The 24,461-nt window shown below is 36.2% G+C and carries 20 protein-coding genes; 12 read left to right on the top strand and 8 right to left on the bottom strand.

Translation table 11 applies throughout. From position 1 onward, the window contains the following. Positions 1 to 175 precede the first annotated feature (175 nt). The 5 genes from serS to O9307_RS11160 all read right to left on the bottom strand — a co-directional run bounded on the left by serS (position 176) and on the right by O9307_RS11160 (position 3,914). On the bottom strand, positions 176 to 1,447 hold the full coding sequence (gene serS / locus O9307_RS11180) for a serine--tRNA ligase (RefSeq protein ID WP_298299165.1): 1,272 nt from the start codon (positions 1,445 to 1,447) through the stop codon (positions 176 to 178). A 170-nt stretch (positions 1,448 to 1,617) separates the two neighbouring features. Continuing rightward, positions 1,618 to 2,748 (bottom strand): DUF664 domain-containing protein, encoded by a 1,131-nt coding sequence (locus tag O9307_RS11175; protein WP_298299163.1) that lies wholly within the window; start codon positions 2,746 to 2,748, stop codon positions 1,618 to 1,620. A gap of 122 nt (positions 2,749 to 2,870) precedes the next feature. Continuing rightward, positions 2,871 to 3,410 (bottom strand): hypothetical protein, encoded by a 540-nt coding sequence (locus tag O9307_RS11170; RefSeq protein WP_298299160.1) that lies wholly within the window; start codon positions 3,408 to 3,410, stop codon positions 2,871 to 2,873. 75 nt (positions 3,411 to 3,485) lie between these two features. Then, a complete protein-coding gene (locus tag O9307_RS11165) occupies positions 3,486 to 3,665 on the bottom strand; it encodes a hypothetical protein (protein ID WP_298299158.1) in 180 nt (59 codons plus the stop codon). 21 nt (positions 3,666 to 3,686) lie between these two features. Then, positions 3,687 to 3,914 (bottom strand): CDGSH iron-sulfur domain-containing protein, encoded by a 228-nt coding sequence (locus O9307_RS11160; protein WP_159689314.1) that lies wholly within the window; start codon positions 3,912 to 3,914, stop codon positions 3,687 to 3,689. A 155-nt stretch (positions 3,915 to 4,069) separates the two neighbouring features. On the opposite strand from O9307_RS11160, the gene metG reads away from it, so the two are divergent. The 4 genes from metG to O9307_RS11140 all read left to right on the top strand — a co-directional run bounded on the left by metG (position 4,070) and on the right by O9307_RS11140 (position 8,491). Then, positions 4,070 to 6,160 carry a methionine--tRNA ligase gene (gene metG / locus O9307_RS11155; RefSeq protein ID WP_298299154.1) on the top strand — a complete coding sequence of 697 codons (2,091 nt, stop codon included), beginning with the start codon at positions 4,070 to 4,072 and terminating at the stop codon, positions 6,158 to 6,160. Between the two features lie 16 nt (positions 6,161 to 6,176). After that, positions 6,177 to 7,064, top strand: a complete 888-nt coding sequence (locus O9307_RS11150) for a DUF488 domain-containing protein (protein WP_298299151.1) — start codon at positions 6,177 to 6,179, stop codon at positions 7,062 to 7,064. Between the two features lie 3 nt (positions 7,065 to 7,067). Next, positions 7,068 to 7,823 (top strand): hypothetical protein, encoded by a 756-nt coding sequence (locus O9307_RS11145; protein WP_298299149.1) that lies wholly within the window; start codon positions 7,068 to 7,070, stop codon positions 7,821 to 7,823. Between the two features lie 257 nt (positions 7,824 to 8,080). After that, positions 8,081 to 8,491: a BrxA/BrxB family bacilliredoxin gene (locus tag O9307_RS11140; RefSeq protein ID WP_159689320.1), complete on the top strand. Its 411-nt coding sequence runs from the start codon at positions 8,081 to 8,083 to the stop codon at positions 8,489 to 8,491. A 65-nt stretch (positions 8,492 to 8,556) separates the two neighbouring features. Here the strand turns inward: O9307_RS11140 and O9307_RS11135 are convergent, their stop codons facing one another. From O9307_RS11135 to O9307_RS11125, 3 genes are read right to left on the bottom strand one after another with little or no spacing between them, the layout of a single operon-like run. Beyond that, a complete protein-coding gene (locus tag O9307_RS11135; RefSeq protein WP_298299141.1) occupies positions 8,557 to 9,927 on the bottom strand; it encodes an efflux transporter outer membrane subunit in 1,371 nt (456 codons plus the stop codon). Beyond that, positions 9,917 to 13,075 (bottom strand): multidrug efflux RND transporter permease subunit, encoded by a 3,159-nt coding sequence (locus tag O9307_RS11130; RefSeq protein WP_298299139.1) that lies wholly within the window; start codon positions 13,073 to 13,075, stop codon positions 9,917 to 9,919. The genes O9307_RS11135 and O9307_RS11130 overlap by 11 nt, the downstream gene beginning before the upstream one ends. Before the next feature lie 2 nt (positions 13,076 to 13,077). Next, positions 13,078 to 14,322 (bottom strand): efflux RND transporter periplasmic adaptor subunit, encoded by a 1,245-nt coding sequence (locus tag O9307_RS11125; RefSeq protein WP_298299137.1) that lies wholly within the window; start codon positions 14,320 to 14,322, stop codon positions 13,078 to 13,080. 421 nt (positions 14,323 to 14,743) lie between these two features. Between O9307_RS11125 and O9307_RS11120 the strand changes: the two genes are divergently transcribed. From O9307_RS11120 to O9307_RS11085, 8 genes are all read left to right on the top strand, one after another. After that, a complete protein-coding gene (locus O9307_RS11120; protein ID WP_298299134.1) occupies positions 14,744 to 16,102 on the top strand; it encodes a rhodanese-related sulfurtransferase in 1,359 nt (452 codons plus the stop codon). Between the two features lie 126 nt (positions 16,103 to 16,228). Beyond that, entirely contained in the window at positions 16,229 to 17,470 is a 1,242-nt protein-coding gene (locus tag O9307_RS11115; protein WP_298299131.1) for a peptidase U32 family protein, read from the top strand. Then, the gene (locus O9307_RS11110; RefSeq protein ID WP_298299128.1) at positions 17,470 to 17,700 is read left to right on the top strand and encodes a ferredoxin; all 231 of its coding nucleotides are present in this window, start codon (positions 17,470 to 17,472) and stop codon (positions 17,698 to 17,700) included. Before O9307_RS11115 ends, O9307_RS11110 begins: the two co-directional genes overlap by 1 nt. A 407-nt stretch (positions 17,701 to 18,107) precedes the next feature. Next, complete coding sequence (locus O9307_RS11105; protein WP_298299125.1) at positions 18,108 to 19,238, top strand: ATP-binding protein; 1,131 nt, start codon at positions 18,108 to 18,110, stop codon at positions 19,236 to 19,238. Between the two features lie 183 nt (positions 19,239 to 19,421). After that, the gene (ricT, locus tag O9307_RS11100; RefSeq protein WP_298299121.1) at positions 19,422 to 20,744 is read left to right on the top strand and encodes a regulatory iron-sulfur-containing complex subunit RicT; all 1,323 of its coding nucleotides are present in this window, start codon (positions 19,422 to 19,424) and stop codon (positions 20,742 to 20,744) included. Continuing rightward, entirely contained in the window at positions 20,728 to 21,207 is a 480-nt protein-coding gene (locus O9307_RS11095) for a gliding motility lipoprotein GldH (RefSeq protein ID WP_298299118.1), read from the top strand. The genes ricT and O9307_RS11095 overlap by 17 nt, the downstream gene beginning before the upstream one ends. Positions 21,208 to 21,211: 4 nt before the next feature. Continuing rightward, the gene (locus O9307_RS11090; protein ID WP_298299115.1) at positions 21,212 to 23,533 is read left to right on the top strand and encodes a transglycosylase domain-containing protein; all 2,322 of its coding nucleotides are present in this window, start codon (positions 21,212 to 21,214) and stop codon (positions 23,531 to 23,533) included. Between the two features lie 147 nt (positions 23,534 to 23,680). Continuing rightward, positions 23,681 to 24,379: a CoA transferase subunit A gene (locus O9307_RS11085; protein ID WP_298299112.1), complete on the top strand. Its 699-nt coding sequence runs from the start codon at positions 23,681 to 23,683 to the stop codon at positions 24,377 to 24,379. Positions 24,380 to 24,461 lie beyond the last annotated feature (82 nt).

Raw genomic sequence — 24,461 nt, 5'->3', positions numbered from 1 at the left:
TTATTTAACCATGTAAGACATTTAAGAACATAAAGAATCCTATTGCTACTCAAAATTTAAGCTTTGGGCTTAAAAAGTTGAATCATAAAAATTCTTTAATGCCTGAAAAATTATTTTAATCATTAAAACTTAAATGACCTTAAATGACCTTAAATGCCTTATATGGTAATTTATTTTAGTCAATGATATCAAAACCACAATACGGACGTAATACTTCTGGGATTACGATTCCTTCTGGAGTTTGGTAGTTTTCTAAAATTCCAGCCAAAACTCTAGGCAAAGCCAAAGAACTTCCGTTCAAGGTATGCGCTAATTGATTTTTGCCGTCTTTGTCTTTGAAACGTAATTTCAAACGGTTGGCTTGGAAGGTTTCAAAGTTAGACACCGATGAAATTTCTAACCAACGGTCTTGAGCAGTTGAAAACACTTCAAAATCATACGTCAATGCAGATGTGAATCCCATATCTCCTCCGCACAAACGCAAAATTCGGTACGGTAATTTTAGCTCCTTCAAAAAATTTTTCACATGTTCTACCATACCATCCAAAGCTTCGTATGATTTCTCTGGATGTTCGATACGAACAATTTCTACTTTATCAAATTGATGCAAACGGTTTAATCCGCGTACATGTGCTCCATAAGAACCCGCTTCACGACGGAAACAAGGAGTGTAAGCAGTACATAAAATTGGCAATTCGTTTTCACTTACAATAACATCTCTAAACAAATTGGTTACAGGAACCTCAGCCGTTGGAATCAAATACAAATCATCAACAGTAGCGTGGTACATTTGCCCTTCTTTGTCTGGCAACTGACCTGTTCCGTAACCTGAAGCTTCGTTTACCAAATGTGGCACTTGCATTTCCTTGTAACCTGCAGCTGTATTTTTATCTAAAAAATAATTGATTAAAGCACGTTGTAAGCGAGCTCCTTTTCCTTTGTAAACAGGGAATCCCGCACCGGTTATTTTTACACCCAATTCAAAATCGATGATGTCGTATTTTTTTACCAATTCCCAATGTGGCAAAGCGCCTTCGTGCAACTTGGGAATGTCACCTTCTTGAAAAACATTTAGGTTGTCGTCTGCCGATTTTCCGTTTGGTACAATATCCGCTGGAAGGTTAGGCAAAGTATATAATTTTTGAGTCAATTCTTCGGCCAAAGCATCTGCTTTTTCTGCCAATTCCTTGCTTTTTTCTTTTAAAGAAACTGTTTTTTCTTTAAGAATAGCAGCTTTTGCTTTCTCGCCACTTTTCATCAAATCACCAATATCTTTGGACAATTTATTAGATTCAGATAAAGTGTTGTCTAAAGCCACTTGAGTAGCGCGACGTTGTTCGTCTAGTTGTACCACTTCGTTTACAATGCTGTTAGCATCAATGTTTCTTTTGGCTAAAGCGTTGATTACTTTTTCTTGATTCTCTCTAATAAATGCGATTTGTAACATAGTTTTGTTTTTAACTCTTATATTTAAGGCTATTTGCGCCCACAAATTTAAGGAAATGTTTGGTAAGTAGGAGACAAAGTTTTAGGAAAAGGTTTTTCGATTTGGATTAATAAAAAAACCTTCTTCGAATTATGTCCAAAGAAGGTTTTTTATAAGGAATTGAAAGGAATTTAATTTTTAATTTTCTGTTCTAGAATGATTTCTTTTTGAGGCGGAATTCGTTTTTTTAGAAACAAAATTTGACCTAAGTGACTCGATTGATGCTCCATTACATGAAACCAGCAATAATGGTTAGTCACTTCTTCTTTCATCACTTGTTGGTTGAACCAAGCATCATCTCTTTTCTTTAATTCTTCTATGGTTTTATTTCGTACCTCGTTATAAATGTCTAGATAATATTTAATCTCATGTCCTTTCCATTCGTCTCGACCTCCTTTGTCTAAGTCTAAGGCGGTCCCCCACTTAGCTTTTTCTTCGGGTGTAAAGTCTCTATTCTCAAAAGTAAGCACTTGATAGTATTTTTCGGCAGCGGCCAAATGCATAATTAGTGAACCAATTCTATTGGCCTTTTCATCATGTAAATAATCGGTTTCGTATTGGTTCATGTTTTTCACAGTGCGTTCTACTCTGTCTTTCAAATCCTCAAGCATAGAAATCATGGCGCCTATTTGAGGTGAAGCTCCTTCAACATTTCCTATTTTACCAGTTTCTTTTACTACAATTCCAGTACCTTCAAGAAGTAAACTCGAATTTCCTGCTACTGCACTTTTATCCATAAAAACGGCATATTCTTTCACTTTTCTAACCTTTCCTTTTTCAACTCCAAATTCCCATTTTTGAATTTCTCCGTTTTTAAGCGGCATTTCAAAACCTGCATTCATGATTCCATAAGGTTCTAATACGCCTTTGGCATTTTCTATAAAAAGTTCGAATTTGTCAAAATAGAATTTACCGTTGTAAGAACAGATTCCTCCAAAATTTAAGGCTTTTGAATTTTCATCAATGGTTCCTTCTACCGTGTAGGCTTGCCAAGAATTGGATTTAATAGGTCTATCCCCCATGTTATCAAAAAAACCTACTCCTTCCGTTTTATTATCAACTCTTGACCAAATTGCAGCCCAAGCTTTTGGCTCGGTACTTTCGACTTTGACCGATGCCACCACTTTGAATTTCTTTTTTACTTTGGTTTGAATATCAATGGTTTGACGGAATGCCACCCAGTCATTAGATATTACTCTTTGATCTTGTGCATTCGTAGTGACCACACAAAACAAGAGGAATAAGTAGAACACTTTTTTCATTCGTATGTATTTCAAAATTAATATGATGATTTTTAATTGTTTAAAAAGAGTAAGAGCAATTTCCAGTGGCCCAAATTTATTTATTTTTTAATCTTGATTAAACAAAATTAGTAGCTCCTTACCTATTCCCTTTTAATCTCATGCCCTACAAATTCTTCTAAAACAGCAAACATTTCGTCTACCGAAAGCACTTCGAAATCTGGGTGGGATTTCAAAAAATTGGCGTTCAAAGTCAATAAGTTTTCCTCAATCTCAAAAAAAGCATCGGTGTTGAGTGCGTCTCGAACAGGATTAACGCCTTCCAATTTTCCTTTCAGAAATTTATTGAGTTTCACGCTACTCATCAGTTTTACCTTTTTGGCTTGTTGCTGAAATAATTCCAAGTGTTTTTGGGCACCAATCAAGGCCAAACCTTCTTCAATTAACTCATTCAACTCTGCATTCCAACCTGAATGATGCACGAATTGCGCAAAATTTCCTGTCAAATGTTGGGTGTAATAAAAATCTAAATAATAGCTTGTTAAAGCATCTTCGTGAATGAGTTCATCATCAACTCCTTCCTCGCGCATTAAGTTGATTACAGAAATGTTAGAATGAATAACATCCTGAAGATTCTCACTATTAAAAGCTGTTTCTGAAACGATAATTCTACCGAATTCCATAGTTGTGTATTTGAAAGTTTACCGCAAATTTCGAATAAAAAATCGAGTTCCCTTTGTTTTGAACAAAATTGCGTCCTAGCTTAGGGTATTCGAATCCGAATCGTTGGCTTTTTTTTGAGCATTCATTTTGGCTACCAAAGCTTTCATTCGGATGGCTTTTTCTCTTTTTTCTTCTTGGAGTTTTGCTTTCTTCCGATTGAGCAATTTGGTATGCAATGCCTTATTTTTGGTGTTTTTTTCAGGTCCTTTAGCCATAACCTTTAGGTATTTATGAATCTAATTTTTCTTCATTGGAGGTAAATCAAATGCTTTAGATTCGCCTTCAAAATTATTGCGGTGGGAACCGTCACAAAAAGGTTTATTCGAAGACAATCCACATCGGCATAAACCTAAAGCAGTTCTTCCTTCTAGTCCGTAGACATTTCCGTCTTGATCTACTATTTCAAAATCGCCTTCAATTTTTATAGATCCGTTTTTGTTGATGGTTAGTTTCGTCTTGCTCATAATTTGTTTTGTTTTGGCTTCAAAGGTCATAAAATTTAAATTGATATTTCGGTTTTCAAATCTTCTTTTTTATAGAAGTACGGACAAGTCGTGACTTGTCCCTGTGTCCCTATCATAAAAAATCTTATTTTTGCAGGCAATAAAACAGAATAAAGATGCAGAATCCAAAAAGATATACCATTACAGCAGCATTACCTTATACCAACGGACCCATTCATATTGGGCATTTGGCGGGAGTTTACGTGCCTTCGGACATTTATTCTCGCTATTTGCGTTTGCAAGGAAGGGATGTGGTGTTTGTTTGTGGAAGTGATGAACATGGAGTGGCTATTTCGATGAAAGCCAAAAAAGAAGGCATTACACCTCAAGAAGTAATTGATAAATACGATGGAATCATTAGGAAATCATTTGCTGATTTCGGAATTTCATTTGATAATTATTCTAGAACTTCGGCTGAAATTCATCACAAAACGGCTTCTGATTTCTTCAAAAAATTATACGACAAAGGTGATTTTATCGAAGAAATTACCGAACAATTATACGATGCCAAAGCCAATCAGTTTTTGGCTGATCGTTTTGTAGTAGGTACTTGTCCAAAATGTGGTAACGAGGAAGCCTACGGAGATCAATGCGAAAAATGTGGTTCTACATTAAACGCTACGGACTTAATCAATCCTAAATCAACCATCACGGGAGAAACGCCTGTTTTGAAATCTACCAAACACTGGTTCTTGCCTCTGGATCGTTACGATGCCTTCTTGAGAGAATGGATTTTGGAAGGTCATAAAAATGATTGGAAACCTAATGTGTACGGTCAAGTAAAATCTTGGATTGATGGCGGATTAGAGCCTCGTGCAGTAACTCGTGACTTAGACTGGGGAATTGATGTTCCTGTAGAAGGTGCCGAAGGAAAAAAATTATACGTTTGGTTTGATGCTCCAATTGGTTACATTTCGTCTACCAAAGAATGGGCAACCAGAGAAGGTAAAGATTGGGAACCTTACTGGAAAGACAAAGACACCAAATTGGTACATTTTATCGGAAAAGACAATATCGTTTTTCACTGTGTGATTTTCCCAGCAATGTTAAAAGCGGAAGGTAGTTTTATCTTACCCGATAATGTTCCAGCAAACGAATTCCTGAACTTAGAAGGGAATAAATTATCGACTTCTAAAAACTGGGCCGTTTGGTTGCACGAATATTTAGAAGAATTTCCAAATCAGCAGGATGTGTTGCGCTATGCCTTGACATCGAATGCGCCAGAGACCAAAGACAACGATTTTACTTGGAAAGATTTTCAAGCTAGAAATAACAACGAATTGGTGGCTATTTTTGGAAATTTCATCAATCGTGTGGTGGTTTTGACGAATAAATATTACAACGGAATTGTTCCATCCCCCCAACCCCCAAAGGGGGAGCAACCAGAAGGTGGAATTCCTAACTTTACCGATTATGATAATGAAGTTTTAACGGAATTGAAAGCTTATCCAGCGGTGATTTCGAGTTCTATCGAAAGATACCGATTTAGAGAAGCCTTGGGCGAAATGATGAATGTAGCGCGATTAGGAAATAAATATTTGGCCGACGAAGAGCCTTGGAAAATGGTCAAAACCGATCCCGAGCGTACCAAAACCCAAATGTATGTAGCCTTACAAATCGCGGCTGCATTGAGTTCGCTTTGTGAGCCATTCTTACCGTTTACGTCCCAAAAATTGTTACGAATGCTGAACATCGATGTCAATAAATGGAATTTAGAGTTTGATAATTGGAATTTATTACCAGCAGGTCACCAAATTGGAGAAGCCGAATTGCTTTTCTCTAAAATTGAAGACGAAGCGATTCAAAAACAAATCGACAAACTAGAAGCTACAAAAACGGCTAATAGTGCTGAAAACAAAAAAGCAGAGCCACAGAAAGAATCGATTCAGTTTGAAGATTTTGCCAAAATGGATATTCGCGTGGGAACTATTTTGGAAGCCGAAAAAATGCCAAAAGCCAATAAATTATTGATTCTGAAAATAGATACTGGAATTGACGTGCGTACGATCGTTTCGGGTATTGCGGAGAGTTTTAAACCCGAAGATATCATTGGAAAACGCGTAACTGTTTTGGTAAACTTAGCACCAAGAAATTTGCGTGGCGTAGAAAGCCAAGGTATGATTTTGATGACTACTAACACCGAAGGGAAATTGGTTTTCGTGAATCCAGATGCAGAGGGTGTAAGTAATGGTGAAACGATAAATTAAACCTTACCTTTACATAATGTATTATAGAAGAAAAATAATATTATCTGTCCTTCAAGTTTTTGGTGGTGAATTGGAAAAAATTCAACTACAAAAATTACTTTTCCTTTTCACAAGATTCCAAAAAGATAAAAAATCATTCGATTTTGTACCATATAAGTTTGGTTGTTTTTCATTTCAAGCAAATGCAGATTTGTCAACTTTGAAAAAATATGGAATCGTCAGTGAATCAGATAAGTTTTGGAAAAAAGAAGATGAAATTGATTATTTAAATGAATTAAAAAATGATGACAAGAAGACAATTAATGACTTCAAAATAATTTATTCAAACAAAAGTAGTGATGATTTAATAAAGCTTACGTATAAAAGGTATCCATATTATTCAATCAATAGTACAGTAGCAGAAAAATATTTATCAGACGAAGAGCTTAAAAATCTTGATAATTACAGATCTTTTGATGATGAAATAGTTCTATTTACAATTGGATATGAGGGGATTACACTAGAAACATATTTAAATAAATTAATAAAAAATAATATTAAGGTTCTTTGTGATGTTCGTAAAAATGCCTTAAGCATGAAATATGGCTTTAGTAAAAGTCAATTAAAAAACGCTTGTAATGGTGTAGGCATAGAATACATTCATATCCCAGAAGTAGGTATAGATTCCGAACAAAGACAAGAATTAAATACTCAAATAGACTACGATTCTTTATTTCAAATATATAAAGAAAAAAACTTAAAAGAATCTATTGACAGTCAAACAAAAATACTAAATTTACTTACAAATAATAAAAGGATTGCCTTAACTTGCTTCGAAGCAGATATTTGTCAATGCCACAGAAAACATTTGTCAGAAGCAATAACAAACTTAAAAGATTTTAAATATAAACTTGAGCATTTGTAGTCTATGCCTAAAAAGAAAATTCTAATATCTGTTACTACATATCCATTACCATCAAGAAGTTATGATGAATTGGTTTGTACTGCTGGATTTTTAGAAGATGGAAGTTGGATAAGAATATATCCTGTTCCTTTAAGTTTTCTAAAGGAAGTTAAAAAAAACACAAGTTTTAAAAAATACACTTGGATTGAACTTGATGTTAAAAGACGAAACGATGATTTCCGACCAGAAAGTCATTCTCCAAATAATTATGACATAAGGATAATAAACACTTTGAATACTGATAATTTTTGGCAAGAACGAAAAGATATTTGTCTCAAAAATGTTTACACAAATAAATCAAAATTATTAGAGGATTCAAAAGCACCAAAAAACGTCTCTTTAGTTACTTTTAAACCATCAAAAATAACAGATTTTATAATTGAAGATGATGAAAAAGAATGGAAAGATGAATGGAAAGAGATTAGAAAACAAACTGATTTATTTGCAGAAATCGAAACGGATCCAGAAAAATTAATTCCAAAAGTTCCTTATAAATTTTATTATGTATTTGAAGATGATGAAGGTGCATCAAGCAGATTAATGATTGAAGATTGGGAAATATTTCAACTATATTTAAATTGTTTGAAAGACAATAACAATAATAAAGAAATTGCAATTCAAAAAGTACGAGAAAGGTATTTTGATGAATTTACAAAAAAAAAAGGATATTTATCTTTTCTTAGGAACAACAATGCAATGGCACAGAAGAAGATCAAATAATCCGTTTGTAATAATTGGTGTTTTTTATCCAAAAATCAAAACACAATATAGTCTATTCTAAAATATCAACCCGAGAGAATTTTTGCCCTATTTTAAAAATGTTTTTAAATTTGAGAATACAAGTCTATACTTGAAAACTATATAGACCATCATAAAAGCAATGCTAAACTATAACAAAACTTTATAATTCGTTCTTATAATTTTTTGGCAAACTTTGTAACTTTGCGCCTTAATTCAGTTAACTAAAAATAAAAAATATGTATCCACAAGATATGGTTTTACCAATGCAAGCAGAATTAACTGCTGCTGGTTTCCAAGATTTACATAATGCAGCAGAAGTAGATGCTGCTATAAAAGCAGAAGGAACAACATTAGTAGTTGTGAATTCTGTATGCGGATGTGCTGCAAGAAATGCACGTCCAGGAGCAAAAATGAGTTTAGATGGTGCTAAAAAACCAGACCATTTAATTACTGTTTTCGCTGGTGTTGACAAAGAAGCTGTTGATGCTGCTAGACAACATATGTTTCCTTTTCCTCCATCATCGCCTTCTATGGCTTTATTCAAAAACGGAGAATTAGTGCATATGTTAGAACGTCATCATATTGAAGGTCGTCCTGCAGAAATGATTGCAGACAACTTGAAAGATGCTTTTAACGAATATTGCTAATCGTATCATTTTATAGAGCATAAAAAAACATCCCTATTCGGATGTTTTTTTATGCTCTATATTTTTTAATTCCAACCTCCGCCTAAGGCTTTGTATAATTGAACCATAGCTGCCAATTGTCGTTGTGATAATTGTGACAAACTAATTTCTGCATCAAATAACGAACGTTGTACATCCAATACTTCTAAATACGAAACATAACCATTGTAATAACGTGCATAGGATAATTCATAATTCTTTTTTGCAGCAGCGACCTGACGGCTTCTTGCTTCATATTCCTCTTTTAAAGTGGAAGCGTTTTGAATCGCATTTTCGACTTCGGCAATAGCAACTAAATACGTTTTCTCATAACTAATTTTAGATTGTTCTGCCAATTGTCTATTGATTTCTACACGTCTTTTATTTTTTCCAAATTGAAACAATGGCCCAGTTATACCAACAGAAGCATTATCTCTATAAGAACCATCATTAAACAAATCTCCAATTTTTGGAGTCGCTAATCCTGCGAAAGCTGCAATATTAAAAGATGGAAAACGCATCGCTTGCGCCACTCCAATTCTTTCGTGAGCCGCAATGTATTGCAATTCTGCTCTTTTTACATCGGGACGATTTTGCAGCAACGACGAAGGAATGGCAGTGGGCAAATCGGTCACCATCAATTGATCTTTATTCATCTTACCTCGCGCAATCGGGCCCGGTATTTGACCAATTAAAATAGAGATGGTGTTTTCTAAAACCGTGATTTGTCTTTTGATATTAGGTAAAGCCGCCTCAGCAATGGCTACTTGTTGCTCGATTTGCACTTTATCTAATTCAGAAGTGTACCCGCTCTTGAAACGATCTGAAATGATTACGTAAGAATCCTGACGTGTTTTTAGCGTTTGTTTTGTGATTTCTAACTGATTGTCTAAATCTCTTAATTGAAAATAAGCGGTGGCAATATCGCTAACAATTCCAGCCATGACTGTTTTACGTGCTTCTTCAGTAGCTAACAATTCATTTTGAACGGCTCTATTTTCGTGGCGTAATTTGCCCCAGAAATCAATTTCCCAAGACATATTTCCAATTAATGATGAATTTTGAATGAAATTTTGAGCCGTATTAGCTCCAGCACTGTACTGAAAAGATGGAAAAACATTGGCCTTAGTAAATCCTAAATTGGCTTTGGCTTGCTCTAAACGAGAAATTGCTATTTTTAAATCAAAATTGTTTTCAATGCCTTTGTTGATCAATCCTTTCAGTACCTCATCATTAAAGATCTCAAACCATTTTACATTTAAAATAGTCTTGGTAGTATCTGCGTTTTTTGCATATTGAAATTTGCTTACTGCATTTTCCTGAAATTCGGGAGCTTTATATTTCGGACCCACCAAACAACTAGTAGGCAATAATGCCAATACCACAAGTAGAGCGCCATATTTTAATTTATTCTTCATGACTGATAGATTTTGTAGATTCAACCGCATTTTCTTGATGTTTCTTTTTTCCAATTCTTTCCACAAAAACGAAAAGCACCGGAATAAAACATACTCCCATTATGGTAGCCACTAGCATTCCACTAAACACCGTCATTCCCATTACTTTTCGCGCTTGAGCTCCCGCTCCAGAAGCTGTCAACAAAGGAACAACACCTAAAATAAAAGCAAAAGCCGTCATCAAAATGGGTCGAAATCGCAACTTAGCAGCGGTCAAAGCAGCTTCCACCAATGGTACTCCTTTTTCGTATTCGGCTTTGGCAAATTCAACAATAAGAATTGCGTTTTTGGCCGCTAATCCAATAAGCATTACCAATCCAATCTGAGCAAAAACATTGTTCACATAATCAGGACTAAATAACTTACAAAGATATAATCCCAAAAAGGCGCCAAAAACAGCAAAAGGCGTTCCTAACAATACACTAAAGGGTAATTTCCAACTTTCGTATTGGGCTGCTAATATTAAGAAAACAAATAAAATGGCCATAATAAAAACGGTAGCACCTTTACCTTCAGCTTGTTTTTCTTGATAACTCATAGCCGACCATTGATAGCCCATATCAGTAGGTAATACTTTTAAAGCCGTTTCTTCTAGCGCTACTCTAGCCTCAGAAGAGGTGTATCCTGGAGCAGGTGATCCACCAATTTCTGCCGAACGATACAAGTTAAAACGAGTCGTAAACTCAGGGCCACTCTCCTTTTTGATGGTAGCAATACTCGAAATAGGGATCATAATATTGTCTTTACTTCGAACAAATATTTTATTAATATCTTCGGGATTTAGTGTAAAACTTGGAGCTGCTTGAATCAATACAATATATTGACGCCCAAATCGGTTGAACTCATTGACATATTGCCCTCCTAAACTGGCTCCAATAGCTAAATTAACCTCTGAAAGAGATAAATTCAATTCGGTTACTTTGTCCCGATCAATATCCAAACTAATTTGAGGAACATAAGGATTAAAGGTCGTTCTCACGCTTCCAATTTCAGGTCGTTTTCGAGCTTCGGCCATAAAACGTTGGGCATTTTCAAACAAATACTGTGGTGTTTTCCCTGCTCTGTCTTGCAACATCATCGAAAAGCCAGCTGCATTTCCGATACCACTAATTGGTGGTGGTCCAAATGCAAAAGCAGTCGCTTCTGGAACGGCATAAACCAACTTACCATTTATTTCTTGAATAATTTTAAAGACATCCTTGTCTCTTTTTTTCCATTCTTTTAAGGAAATGAAAAAGAAGCCGTTATTAGTAGCCATCGAATTTTTCAACAAACTATAGCCTGATACCGTAGTGTAATATTCGATCCCCTCAATTGAACCTAAAATGCCTTCTATTTTTTTACAAACCGCTTCAGTTCTATGTAAAGAAGAGGCACCTGGCAATTCAACATTAACAAACAAATAGCCTTGATCTTCTTCGGGTACAAATCCTGCTGGAATTTTACTACCCAATATTGCAATAGCTCCTATGATTATTCCAATAAAAATAAAACTACGAACCGTTTTTTTGATCAAAAATGCGGTAAATCCAGTATATTTATTGGTAAATGATTCGAATTTTTGGTTGAATGCTTTAAAGAATTTTCCAAGCCAACCTTTAGGCTCTTGATTTGGTTTTAATAAAATAGAACACAAGGCGGGACTAAGCGTAAGTGCACTTATCGCAGAAAAGATTACTGAAATAGCAATTGTAATGGCAAATTGTTGGTACAAACGCCCGGTAATCCCAGGAGTCATGGCAACAGGAATAAATACCGCGGTCAAAACTACTGCAATAGCAATTACTGGACCTGAAACTTCTTTCATTGCTTTGTTGGTGGCTTCACGTGGTGAGAGTCCATGCTCAATATGATGCATTACAGCTTCTACCACAACAATAGCATCATCGACCACAATTCCAATAGCCAAAACCAAGCCTAAAAGTGACAATACGTTTACTGAGAAACCTAACAAAGGAAACAACATAAATACTCCAATTAACGACACAGGTACCGTAAGTAATGGAATAATAGTTGCTCTCCAATTTTGCAAAAAGATAAACACCACGATAATTACCAAAACGATAGCTTCCAAAAGGGTGTGCATAATTTCACTAATTCCCTCTGTAATCGCCAAAGTAGTATCCAATGAAGTGTGGTAAGTTAAATCTTGAGGGAATTTTTTACTCAATTCCTCCATTGTTTTCTTTGCCTCGGCAGCTACTTCAAGTGCATTAGATCCTGGCATTTGTTTGATACCAATAGTTCCCGCTGGCTTCCCATTTAAAGCGCCTTTTGAGGCATAACTTTCGGTTCCCAAAGCCACTGTTGCAACATCTTTTAATCGCACTTGTTGGTTACCAATATTTGATTTTAAAATAATATTTTCAAAATCTTTAATGTCAACCAAACGATCTTTTAGTGTTACGTTGTAGGTAAACTCGTTCCCATCTTCTGCAGGTGGCGCCCCAAATTTTCCTCCAGGAGCAATCGAGTTTTGATCCTTAATCGCACTCATAATATCCGGGATGGTCAATTTGTATTTGGCCAAAATATCTGGTTTAACCCAAATACGCATCGCATAATTACTTCCTCCAAAAATCACTACTTCACCCACCCCTTTAATTCTAGATAAAGCATCTACAATATTGATATTGGCATAATTCGTTAAAAAGTCGGAACTATAGGTGTTATTAGGAGAAGAAAGTGAGAACAGAAGTAACGGCATCGACAGTGACTTTTTGGTCGTAACTCCCGTATTTTTAACATCAACTGGCAAGGTTGAAGTGGCCGATGCTACACGGTTTTGCGTTAACATCGTGGCATTATCCAAATCGGTTCCCATATCAAAGGTTACCGACAAAGACATACTCCCATCTCCTGTGTTGGTAGACTGCATGTACAACATATTTTCCACCCCATTTACTTTTTGTTCAATTGGAGTAGCAACGGCTTGTTCTACGTTTAACGCGTTAGCACCTCGATAACTGGTTTGAATTTGAACTACTGGCGGTGCAATTTCAGGATATTGAGCAATAGGAGTATTTAGTATAGATAAACCCCCTATGATTACCATAAATATGGATAAAACTATGGCTACAATAGGTCTTCTTACAAAAAAATTATCCATAACTATTTCGCTTTTTTATTTTCGGTTACATAAGGAACAGGATTTACTACAGCGCCAGGTTGAATAAACATACTTCCTGTTATAGCTACTCTATCTCCTACATTGATACCTTTAGTAATGACCCAGTCTTCTCCTACTTTGGCCCCTACTTCAACAATACGAACTTGAATTTTATTTTCTTTATCAATAACTAATACTTGATAAATTCCTTGTAATTCGGTCACTGCTTTTTGTGGTATAGCAATGGCGTTTCGTTGGTTTTCTATTAAGGCTCTTACTTTTGAAAATTGTCCAGAACGCAAGTTATTTTCTGGATTAGAGAACGTCGTTTCGATAGTCATGGTTCCTGTTGTAGGATCGATTTTGGCATCCGAAAAATTCAGGACTCCTTTATAAGGATGCACACTTCCGTCTGAAAGCAATAGCTCAATATCATTGGTTGTATTATCTTTACTTAAACTTTTCTTCTTACGATATTCTAAATATTCTGCTTCACTAATCGTGAATCGCACTCTAACTTTATCTAAAAGAGAAACTGTATTTAATTTAGAAGAATTTCCTATTCTAGAAATATAATCTCCAACTCTAGCATTACTTATTCCTATGACTCCATTAATAGGCGACATTATATTACAATAACTACGCTCTAACTTTTGATTACGTAATGTGGCTTGCGTACTTTCATAGTTAGAACGAGCTGCTTTAGCTTTAGCAACTGCTGCATCCAATTCGCGTTGGCTAACCGCATTCATATCAGCTAAAGGACGAATCCTTTTCAATTCTTCCTCAGCATTAACAAGATTACTTTGCGATACTGCCACTTGTCCTTTTACCTGATCTACTTTAGTATCATATTCTAAGGGATCTATAGTATACAGTAACTGCCCTTTTTTCACCTTCTGCCCTTCAATAAAGTGAATCCCCGTCAAAATACCATCCACTCTAGCCGTCAAATCGATATCCAAATCTCCAAACGTTTGTGCTGCAAATTCTTTATAAATAGGAACATCTTTGGCTTCAACTGTTATAAAAGGAGCAGGGATTGGAGGTGGTGCCTGACTTTCTTTTTTATTACATGAAACAAGAAAAACAAATGAAAAAAACAGTACAATACTCTTCTTATAATTCTCAACTAAGCCCATTTGATGTTTTTTTAGGTTGATAGTAAATACAATTCCATCAAATTTAACTAAAAAACACACACTAAACATGGCGAAATAGTTAATTTGAAAAAAATTATGTGTCATTTATGTAAATTTTATGAAGGAACACCAAGCCTTCTTTTACCTTATTCTAAACCCAATATATTTTTAAATCACTGAGACAATACAGGTTAATAAAACCTCAATTTCAGGGTTTTACCAAATTTTCATTTTTATTTCCCTCAAAAAAAGTCTTTTTAATTTGACTTTTTTACCATTTATTTAAAACATTTATGTTTTGTGTTATGTAAAAAAAATTGTATTAACACCCATGACATGAATGAGTAAGAATAGCTCTGGTTTCATTTTTATTTTAAATACTAGTATTCTTATTATCGTCATTTAACATTCTAAATCATTAGCTTCAAGAGGATTTTTATCACTTTAATTTAAAAAAAGCAATACCTTTGCACCCGAATTCTTCCAATTAGAGTTCCTAATTTATTTCTCACTTAACGTTTATAGCATGCAACTGTATAACACCTTAAGCGCAGAAGAAAGAGCCGAGCTTATTGATCAAGCCGGAAAACAACGCCTCACGTTGTCTTTCTATGCGTATGCCAAAATTGAAGATCCCAAAAAATTTCGCGACGATTTATTTATCGAATGGAATAAACTCGATGCACTAGGTAGAACCTATGTAGCCAAAGAAGGAATCAACGCCCAAATGTCTGTCCCTGCCGAAAATTTAGAAGCTTTTCGCGAAACGCTAGAAGCTTATGAATTTATGCGCAACATTCGTTTGAATGTAGCCGTAGAGCACGATGATCATTCGTTTTTGAAACTCACTGTAAAAGTGCGCGACAAAATTGTGGCCGACGGATTAAACGACGAAACCTTTGATGTAACCAATATTGGAGTACACCTCAAAGCCAAGGAATTCAACGAAATATTAGAAGATCCCAACACGATTGTAGTTGATTTTAGAAACCATTACGAAAGTGAAATAGGTCATTTTAAAGGCGCTATTACTCCTGATGTGGAAACGTTTCGGGAATCATTGCCTATCATCAACGAACAATTACAAGACTTTAAAGAAGATAAAAATCTGGTGATGTATTGCACTGGAGGAATTCGCTGCGAAAAAGCTTCGGCTTACTTCAAACACCAAGGTTTTAAAAATGTTTTCCAGTTAGAAGGAGGCATCATCAACTACGCCAAGCAAATCAAAGAAGAAAATCTGGAGAGTAAATTTATCGGAAAGAATTTCGTTTTTGACCATCGTTTGGGTGAGCGCATCACAGACGATATCGTTTCGCAATGCCACCAATGCGGAAAACCTTGCGACAACCATACCAATTGCGAAAATGTAGGCTGCCATTTGTTGTTCATTCAATGTGACGAATGCAAAGAAGCCATGCAAAATTGTTGTTCTAACGAATGTTTAGACATCATCAACTTACCATTAGTTGAGCAAGTAAAATTGAGAAAAGGAAAACAAGTCGGCAACAAAGTCTTCCGAAAAGGAAAATCAGATAAATTACCCTTCAAGCATTCTGGCGAGCTTTCGGATACACCATTGGCAGTCGCCACGACTCCAACCAAAATTCGTCAAAGAATCAAAATCAAAAAAGCTCTTTTAGGTAAAGCCGAACATTATTTTGTAAAAGCGCAAGTTGCTCTTTTCGTCATTGAAAATAATGAACTACAATTAGGCGATACCATTTTAATTTCGGGTCCAACTACAGGAAACGAACAACTTGTACTCGAAAAAATATTAGTCAACGGCATCGAAAAAACGGTCGCACAACCTGGCGACAAAGTAACTTTTGAAGTGCCTTTCAGAGTACGTTTATCTGATAAATTGTATAAGATTTTAAAATAGTTTTTCGAAACTTTTACCCATCACCTTTGTCAAAGCTCTAAACTTTGACAAAGGTTCACTCTATAAAATAAATTAAACAAAGATTTCACAAATTAATCTGTGAAATCTGTGTCAAAACAATACACAATGACAACAAACAACAAAATAGAATTAATGGCGCCTGCTGGGAATTTCGAATCCTTGCAAGCCGCTTTAGATAATGGTTGCGACTCTGTATATTTTGGAGTAGAACAACTCAATATGCGTGCCCGCGCCTCGGTCAACTTCACTATGGATGATTTGGCCGAAATCGCAAAACGCTGTGAAGCCAAAAACGTACGCAGTTACTTGACCTTAAACACCATCATTTATGACCACGACTTATCTGTGGTCAAAACCTTAATCAATAAAGCCAAAGAAGCCAACATCACTGCGGTGATTGCTTCCGACCAAGCCGTAATTGCAATGGCTAGAAGCGTGGGAATGGAAATTCACATTTCTACTCAATTGAATGTGACCAATATCGAAACCATCAAATTCTACAGCCTTTTTGCCGATACTATGGTATTGAGTCGTGAATTGAGTTTGCGTCAAGTAAAAAAAATCACCGAACAAATCGAAAAAGAACAAATCAAAGGGCCTAACGGGAATTTGGTCGAGATTGAAATCTTTGGTCATGGAGCATTGTGTATGGCCGTTTCGGGTAAATGTTATTTGAGTCTGCATTCGCATAACTCCTCAGCCAACCGTGGTGCTTGCAAACAAAACTGTCGTAAAAAATATACCGTAATCGACCAAGAAACCGGTTTCGAAATCGAATTGGACAACGAATATATGATGTCGCCCAAAGATTTATGCACCCTAGATTTCCTAGACCAAGTTATCGATTCGGGCATTCAAGTCCTCAAAATCGAAGGTCGCGGTCGTGCTCCAGAATACGTAGCCACCGTAATCAAAACCTACCGCGAAGCCATTGATGCCTACTATGACGGCACGTTCTCCAAAGAAAAAATTGCAACGTGGATGGAGGCTTTGAACACCGTGTACAACCGCGGATTCTGGTCGGGATATTATTTAGGACAAGAATTGGGCGAATGGAGCGATGTTTCAGGTTCCGTAGCTACGCAGAAGAAAGTGTATGTCGGCAAAGGCACCCATTTCTTCCCCAAAGCTGAAATTGGCCAATTCAAAATCGAAGCCTACGACATCAAAGTGGGCGATAAAATTTTGGTGACGGGTCCAAGCACTGGCGCACAAGAAATGATTATCGAGGAAATGTTTGTCAACGATACTTCGGCAGAGCGTGCTACCAAAGGAGACGATTGCACCCTCAAACTGCCGTTTAGAATCCGTATGTCCGACAAATTATATAAAATAGTAGAAGCCTAATGGTCATCATCACCCTGCAAAGAGACAAATGCATCGGTTGCAATTACTGCGTAGAAATGGCACCCGTGCAGTTTCAAATGTCCAAAAAAGACGGTAAATCGGTACTCATCAAAAGTGTCAATTCCAAAGGTTTTTACACCCTAAAATCACCCGACCATACCATCGTAGAAAGTTGCGAACTCGCTGCAAAGGCTTGTCCCGTAAAAATCATTTCGGTCAAAGAAACCTAGCTTCTAGCTGATTTTTAGGAGCAGAAAGAATAGGCTTTTTTAAGGAACAATGGTCCCGCTATCCGCTGCAATCTTTTTTTTACACCTGACAGGTTTTTAAAAACCTGTCAGGTGTAAAAAAAAGGATTTTCACTACTATCGGGGCTAAAGAGCCACAATTTGCTTCTTTATCAACAATCATAAAATGAAAAGAAATAAACTAAACCATCACAATCCTTTTTGTGATGGTTTTTATTTTACCCCAAACTTATAGGTCCTTAAATACCTTAAATGGTTCAAAAACATAATCATTTTGGAATTGATTCCAAAAAAAACATAATAATTTTGGAATAAATTCCAAAAAAAACATAATTATTTTGGAATAGAAACTAAAACAACTACCTTTGACTTCTTAAAATCAATACTTTATGGTAACAAGAGAGCAAGCCATATATGCCAAAGCCCGTTTATTCAAAGGGAAAGCCTTACTTATTTTTGGTCCAAGACAAGTGGGCAAGACAACCTTTGTTCAACATCTAATTGCAGACCTAAACAAAAAAACACTTTTCTTAAACGGAGACGAATCGGATGTGCTTACTTTATTCGAAAATCCTAATGTAACCAAACTCAAAAATATAATTGGCGACAACGAAATTTTAGTGATTGACGAAGCGCAGCGAGTAACAAACATTGGCATTGTACTCAAAATAATCGTCGATCAAATCAAAACCGTACAAGTCATTGCAACTGGATCCTCCAGTTTTGAATTAGCTAACAAACTCAACGAACCCCTAACAGGCAGAAAATATGAAATGTATTTATTCCCTATTGCCTTCTCGGAAATGGTTACCCACAAAGGACTCTTAGAAGAAAAGAGAAATATAGAACAACGTCTTATTTACGGTAATTACCCAGAAATAATTAGTAATCCAGTTGATGCTAAAGAGCACATCAAACTCATCGCTAATAGCTATTTATACAAAGATTTATTTCTATTGGAGCAAATAGCAAAACCTGTCGTGCTGCAGAAAATAGTAAAAGCATTGGCACTACAAGTAGGCAGCGAAGTGAATTACAATGAATTGAGCAAACTCATACAAATAGATAATAAAACCGTTGAAAAATATATTGATTTATTAGAAAAAGCTTTTGTGATATTCAAACTACCCGCATTTTCAAACAATGTTCGAAATGAAATTAAAAAAGGGAAGAAAATATACTTTTATGACAATGGAATTATCAATGCCGTTACGGGGAATTTCAATACCATAAACCAAAGAAACGACATAGGAAACTTGTGGGAGAACTATATCATTAGCGAGCGAATAAAATATTTAAACATCCAACAAGAAGAGGCAGATTGTCATTTTTGGAGAACTACGCAACAACAAGAAATTGATTATGTCGAAAAAAGAAATGACCAAATTTTAGCTTGTGAAATCAAATGGAATAGGGCTGCGAAATATAAAATTCCTACTACGTTTTTAGACAATTATAACAATGTAACAACAACAATAGTCACTCCAGCAAACTACGAAGAATTTTTATTAGCCAAGTGACAAACTAAAATTAACCAATCTCAATCAAAAAAAGATTAGTATCAAACCCCAATTATTTTAGTATAATTTTAAGACGCATCCTTATTTTTTACCGTTGTAACATACAATTAAAAAATACTATCTTTACCGATTAAATTTAAGTAAGAACTCAAGTTGCTTTTTTGGCAACATCACAATATAATTATGGCTTGTACAAGTTGTTCAACTTCCGATGGTGGCGCACCAAAGGGGTGTAAAAATAATGGGACTTGCGGCACCGATAGCTGCAACAAATTAACCGTTTTTGATTGGCTTTCGAACATGAGTTTACCCAATGGCGAAGCGCCTTTTGACTGTGTCGAAGTACGTTTCAAAAACGGCAGAAAAGAATTTTACCGCAATACCGAAAAACTAACCTTAAGCATGGGAGACATCGTGGCAACGGTAGCTTCACCTGGTCACGATATCGGAATTGTGACGCTAACGGGTGAGTTGGTAAAAATTCAAATGAAGAAAAAAGGAGTCAATCCAAACGGAACCGAAATTCCAAAAATCTATCGAAAAGCCTCTCAAAAAGACATCGATATTTGGTCTGCCGCTAGAGATAAAGAAGAACCAATGAAAGTTCGTGCACGTGAATTGGCGATTCAGCACAAATTAGAAATGAAAATTTCGGATATTGAATTTCAAGGTGACGGTTCTAAAGCAACTTTCTACTATACCGCCAACGACCGCGTCGATTTTAGAATGTTGATTAAGGATTTTGCCAAAGAATTCAGTACAAGAGTCGAGATGAAACAAGTAGGTTTCCGTCAAGAAGCCGCTCGTTTAGGAGGAATCGGTTCTTGCGGAAGAGAGCTATGTTGCTCGACGTGGTTGACCGATTTTAGAAGTGTGAATACTTCAGCAGCACGTTACCAACAATTGTCTTTGAATCCACAAAAACTAGCAGGACAATGCGGAAAACTAAAATGTTGTTTGAATTATGAGCTAGACACCTACATGGATGCTTTGAAACATTTTCCAAATTTCGACACCAAATTAGTGACCGAAAAAGGAGATGCTATCTGCCAAAAACAAGATATTTTCAAAGGCTTAATGTGGTTTGCTTACACGAACAATTTTGCCAATTGGCACGTGCTTAAAATTGAACAAGTTCACGAAATCATTGCCGAAAATAAACTAAAAAACAAAGTTTCGTCCTTAGAAGACTATGCTATAGAAGTGGTAGCTGAACCAGAGAAGAACTTTAATAACGCTATGGGACAAGAGAGTTTAACTCGTTTTGACCAGCCCAAAGCCAAGAAAAGACCTTCGAAAAAACGCAAACCAAATGCTGGAACAACGGCAAATGTAGCTGCCGCACCAGCTATAGCACCTAACAAACCTGCTGCTCAAAATGGCAACAAAAAAAGACCTCACAACAACAAAAATAGAGGCAATGCTAATGACAAAAAGCCTAACCCTAATACACCCAATGAACCTAGAAAACCTATAATTATTACTAAAAATGGGGATAAAAAATAGTTGCATCTTATTTGCTGTAGTCTTGCTCTTTTTGGCCTGCGACAAAAAAAGAGTTTTTGACGAATACAAAACAGTAGGCAGCGGTTGGAACAAAGACAGCATTGTTTCCTTCGATTTGCCTGTATTGGACTCCACAAAACAATACAATTTGTTTGTGAATTTGAGAGCCAATGACGATTATAAATTCAATAATATCTTTTTGATTGTGGCTATGGAACAAAAAAATGGCTTCACCAAAGTAGATACTTTAGAATACCAAATGGCCAATCCTGACGGGACTTTGTTAGGCAATGGCTTTACGGATTTAAAAGAAAGCAAACTTTTTTACAAAGAAAAAATTCAATTTAAAGGACAATTCAAAGTATACATCAAACAAGCCTTGAGAGAAAACGGCAAAGTACCTGGTGTAGCTGTTTTGGACGGAATTACGGACGTAGGTTTTAGAATAGAAAATATAGAATAAAATTATGGCAATTAGAAAAAATAACACATCGTCTAAAGCAATTGATAAAGACATCAATTACTATAAAAAGAAGTTTTGGAAAATCTACTTTTATGGTTTGGGCATTTTGGCTCTTTTCTTCCTTTTTGCCTCTTGGGGACTGTTTGGTTCAATGCCTTCTTTTGAAGATTTAGAAAATCCAGACTCAAATTTGGCTACCGAAATCATTTCCTCTGATGGCGTGGTTTTGGGAAAATATTTCCAAAAGAATCGTTCGCAATTGAAGTACTCGGATTTACCAAAAAACTTGGTAGATGCTTTAGTAGCTACTGAAGATGCCCGTTTTTATGAACATTCAGGAATTGACGGTAGAGGAACTTTGAGAGCGATTTTGAGCTTAGGAACCAGCGGAGGCGCCAGTACTTTATCACAACAATTAGCTAAACAATTATTTCACGGAGAAGGTTCTAAATTTTTGCCTTTCCGTATCGTTCAAAAAATGAAAGAATGGATTATCGCCATTCGTTTGGAACGTCAATACACCAAAAACGAAATTATTGCCATGTACTGTAATGTCTATGATTTTGGAAACAACTCCGTAGGCGTTAGCTCGGCAGCAAAAACCTATTTCTCCAAAGCCCCAAAAGATTTAACCATAGACGAGTCGGCTATTTTGGTGGGAATGTTTAAAAACTCAGGACTTTACAATCCAATTCGCAATCCAGAAGGAGTAAAAAACCGCCGAAATGTAGTGTTGCACCAAATGGAAAAAGCGAAGATTATCACCGAGCAACAAAAATTACAATTACAAAGTTTACCCATAAAACTTAACTTCAAACTAGAAACTCACAAAGATGGTATTGCTACTTATTTTAGAGAATACCTAAGAGATTACATGAAAAAATGGGTAGAGGAAAACAAAAAACCAGACGGAACGGATTATGATATCTATAAAGATGGTTTAAAAATCTACACTACCATCGATTCCAGAATGCAAACCTATGCAGAGGAAGCGGTTAACGCACATATGACTAACATGCAAGAAGAATTCTTTTTGCAACAAAAAGACAACAAAAATGCGCCTTTCGTAAACATTACCGAAGCTGAAACGCAACGTATCATGAACCAAGCCATGAAATCCTCTAACCGATGGAATGTCATGAAAGCTATGGAAAAAAGTGAAGACGAAATCATTGCTTCTTTCAAAGTAAAAACAAAAATGAAGATTTTCTCTTGGAAAGGAGAAATTGATACCGTAATGACTCCAATGGATTCTATTCGTTATTACAAACACTTTTTGCAATCAGGTTTAATGGCAATGGAGCCTCAAACTGGAAACATTAAGGCTTGGGTAGGCGGCATCAACTACAAATATTTTCAATACGATCACGTAGGTCAAGGAGCGCGACAAGTGGGATCTACCTTCAAGCCCTTTGTATATGCTACAGTTATCGAACAGCTCAACATGTCGCCTTGTGATTCTATCATTGATTCTCCTTTTATGATTCATAAAGGACGTCATCACGTTACCGAAGATTGGGAGCCAAGAAACTCTGATAACAAATACCGTGGAATGGTTACGTTGAAACAAGCTTTGGCACATTCTATCAACACTATTTCGGCTAAATTGATTGACAAAGTAGGGCCAGAAGCAGTTATTGAATTAACCCATAAATTAGGGGTAAAATCAGAAATCATTAATCAACCTTCTATTGCCTTAGGAGCTGTAGAAATCACGGTGGAAGATATGGTGGCTGCTTACAGTACATTTGCAAATCAAGGCGTCTATGTCAAACCGCAATTTTTGACCAAAATCGAAGACAAAAGCGGAGTGGTTATTTACGAACCAATCCCCGAATCTCATGATGTTTTGAATAAAGACATTGCTTTTGCAGTCATTAAATTATTAGAAGGAGTAACCGAAAGTGGTTCTGGAGCAAGATTAAGAACAGAAGGAGGAGGAGCCGGAGACCATCGATGGACAGGCTATCCGTATATGTTTAGAAATCCAATTGCAGGAAAAACAGGAACTTCACAAAATCAATCCGATGGATGGTTTATGGGTATGGTACCAAATCTAGTTACCGGAGTTTGGGTAGGTTGCGAAGATCGTTCTGCTCGATTCAAAAGTTTAACCTACGGACAAGGGGCTGCCTCAGCATTACCTGTTTGGGGTTATTTTATGAAAAAATGTTATGAAGATCCCACTTTGCAAGTCTCCAAAGAACCTTTTGAGCGACCCGCAAACCTTAAGATTAAAGTAGACTGTTACACGCCCCGAAAAGCAACAGTTGTCGACACTACTGCGGTAGAAAACCAACAAACAACGGACGAATTCGAACAATAAAAACTACAACGGCAGTTCTTCAGCGGAACTGTCGTTTTTGTATTTAACAACTGGATCGCAAATCTGTAAAAAATGCTATCTAAATTTTTTTTCGAAATCGATTTCGAACTACATTTGCCTGAAAAAAAAATTCTAAAATAGAACTCCATGATAAATAAAACCGTTTCAACTGTTGATGATGCGCTACAAGGCATCGAAAACGGAATGACGCTGATGTTAGGTGGCTTTGGCCTTTGTGGAATACCTGAAAACTCCATCACAGCTTTAGTTCAAAAAGGCGTAAATGAATTAACTTGTATTTCAAACAACGCTGGTGTAGATGATTTTGGACTTGGTTTGCTTTTACAAAAAAAACAAATCAAAAAAATGATTTCTTCTTATGTAGGAGAAAATGCTGAGTTTGAACGCCAAATGCTTTCTGGCGAACTCGAAGTAGATTTGATTCCTCAGGGTACTTTAGCTGAACGTTGTCGTGCGGCTCAAGCTGGAATTCCTGCTTTTTTCACACCTGCGGGTTATGGAACTGAAGTAGCCAAAGGCAAAGAAGTACGCGAATTCAATGGAAAAATGCACATTATGGAAGAAGCTTTCAAAGCTGATTTTGCGATTGTAAAAGCTTGGAAAGGCGACACCGCAGGGAATTTAATCTTCAAAGGTACGGCTAGAAATTTTAATCCGTGTATGTGTGGTGCCGCAAAAATCACCATTGCCGAAGTAGAAGAATTAGTCGAAGCTGGAACTTTGGATCCGAATCAAATTCACATTCCTGGAATTTTAGTACAACGTATTTTTCAAGGAGAGAAATATGAAAAACGAATAGAGCAAAGAACGGTTAGGAAAAGATAGTGGTCAGTGGTCAGTTTTTTAGTATTCATCCTGAAGCTAAAACTTAAATGACCTTAATTGCCATATATGGTTTTAAAAAATA

The sequence above is a fragment of the Flavobacterium sp. genome, assembly GCF_027531905.1.
Lineage (GTDB): Bacteria > Bacteroidota > Bacteroidia > Flavobacteriales > Flavobacteriaceae > Flavobacterium.
Note: the sequence above shows the minus strand (reverse complement) of the source record. Positions and strands in the feature narration are given on the sequence as shown.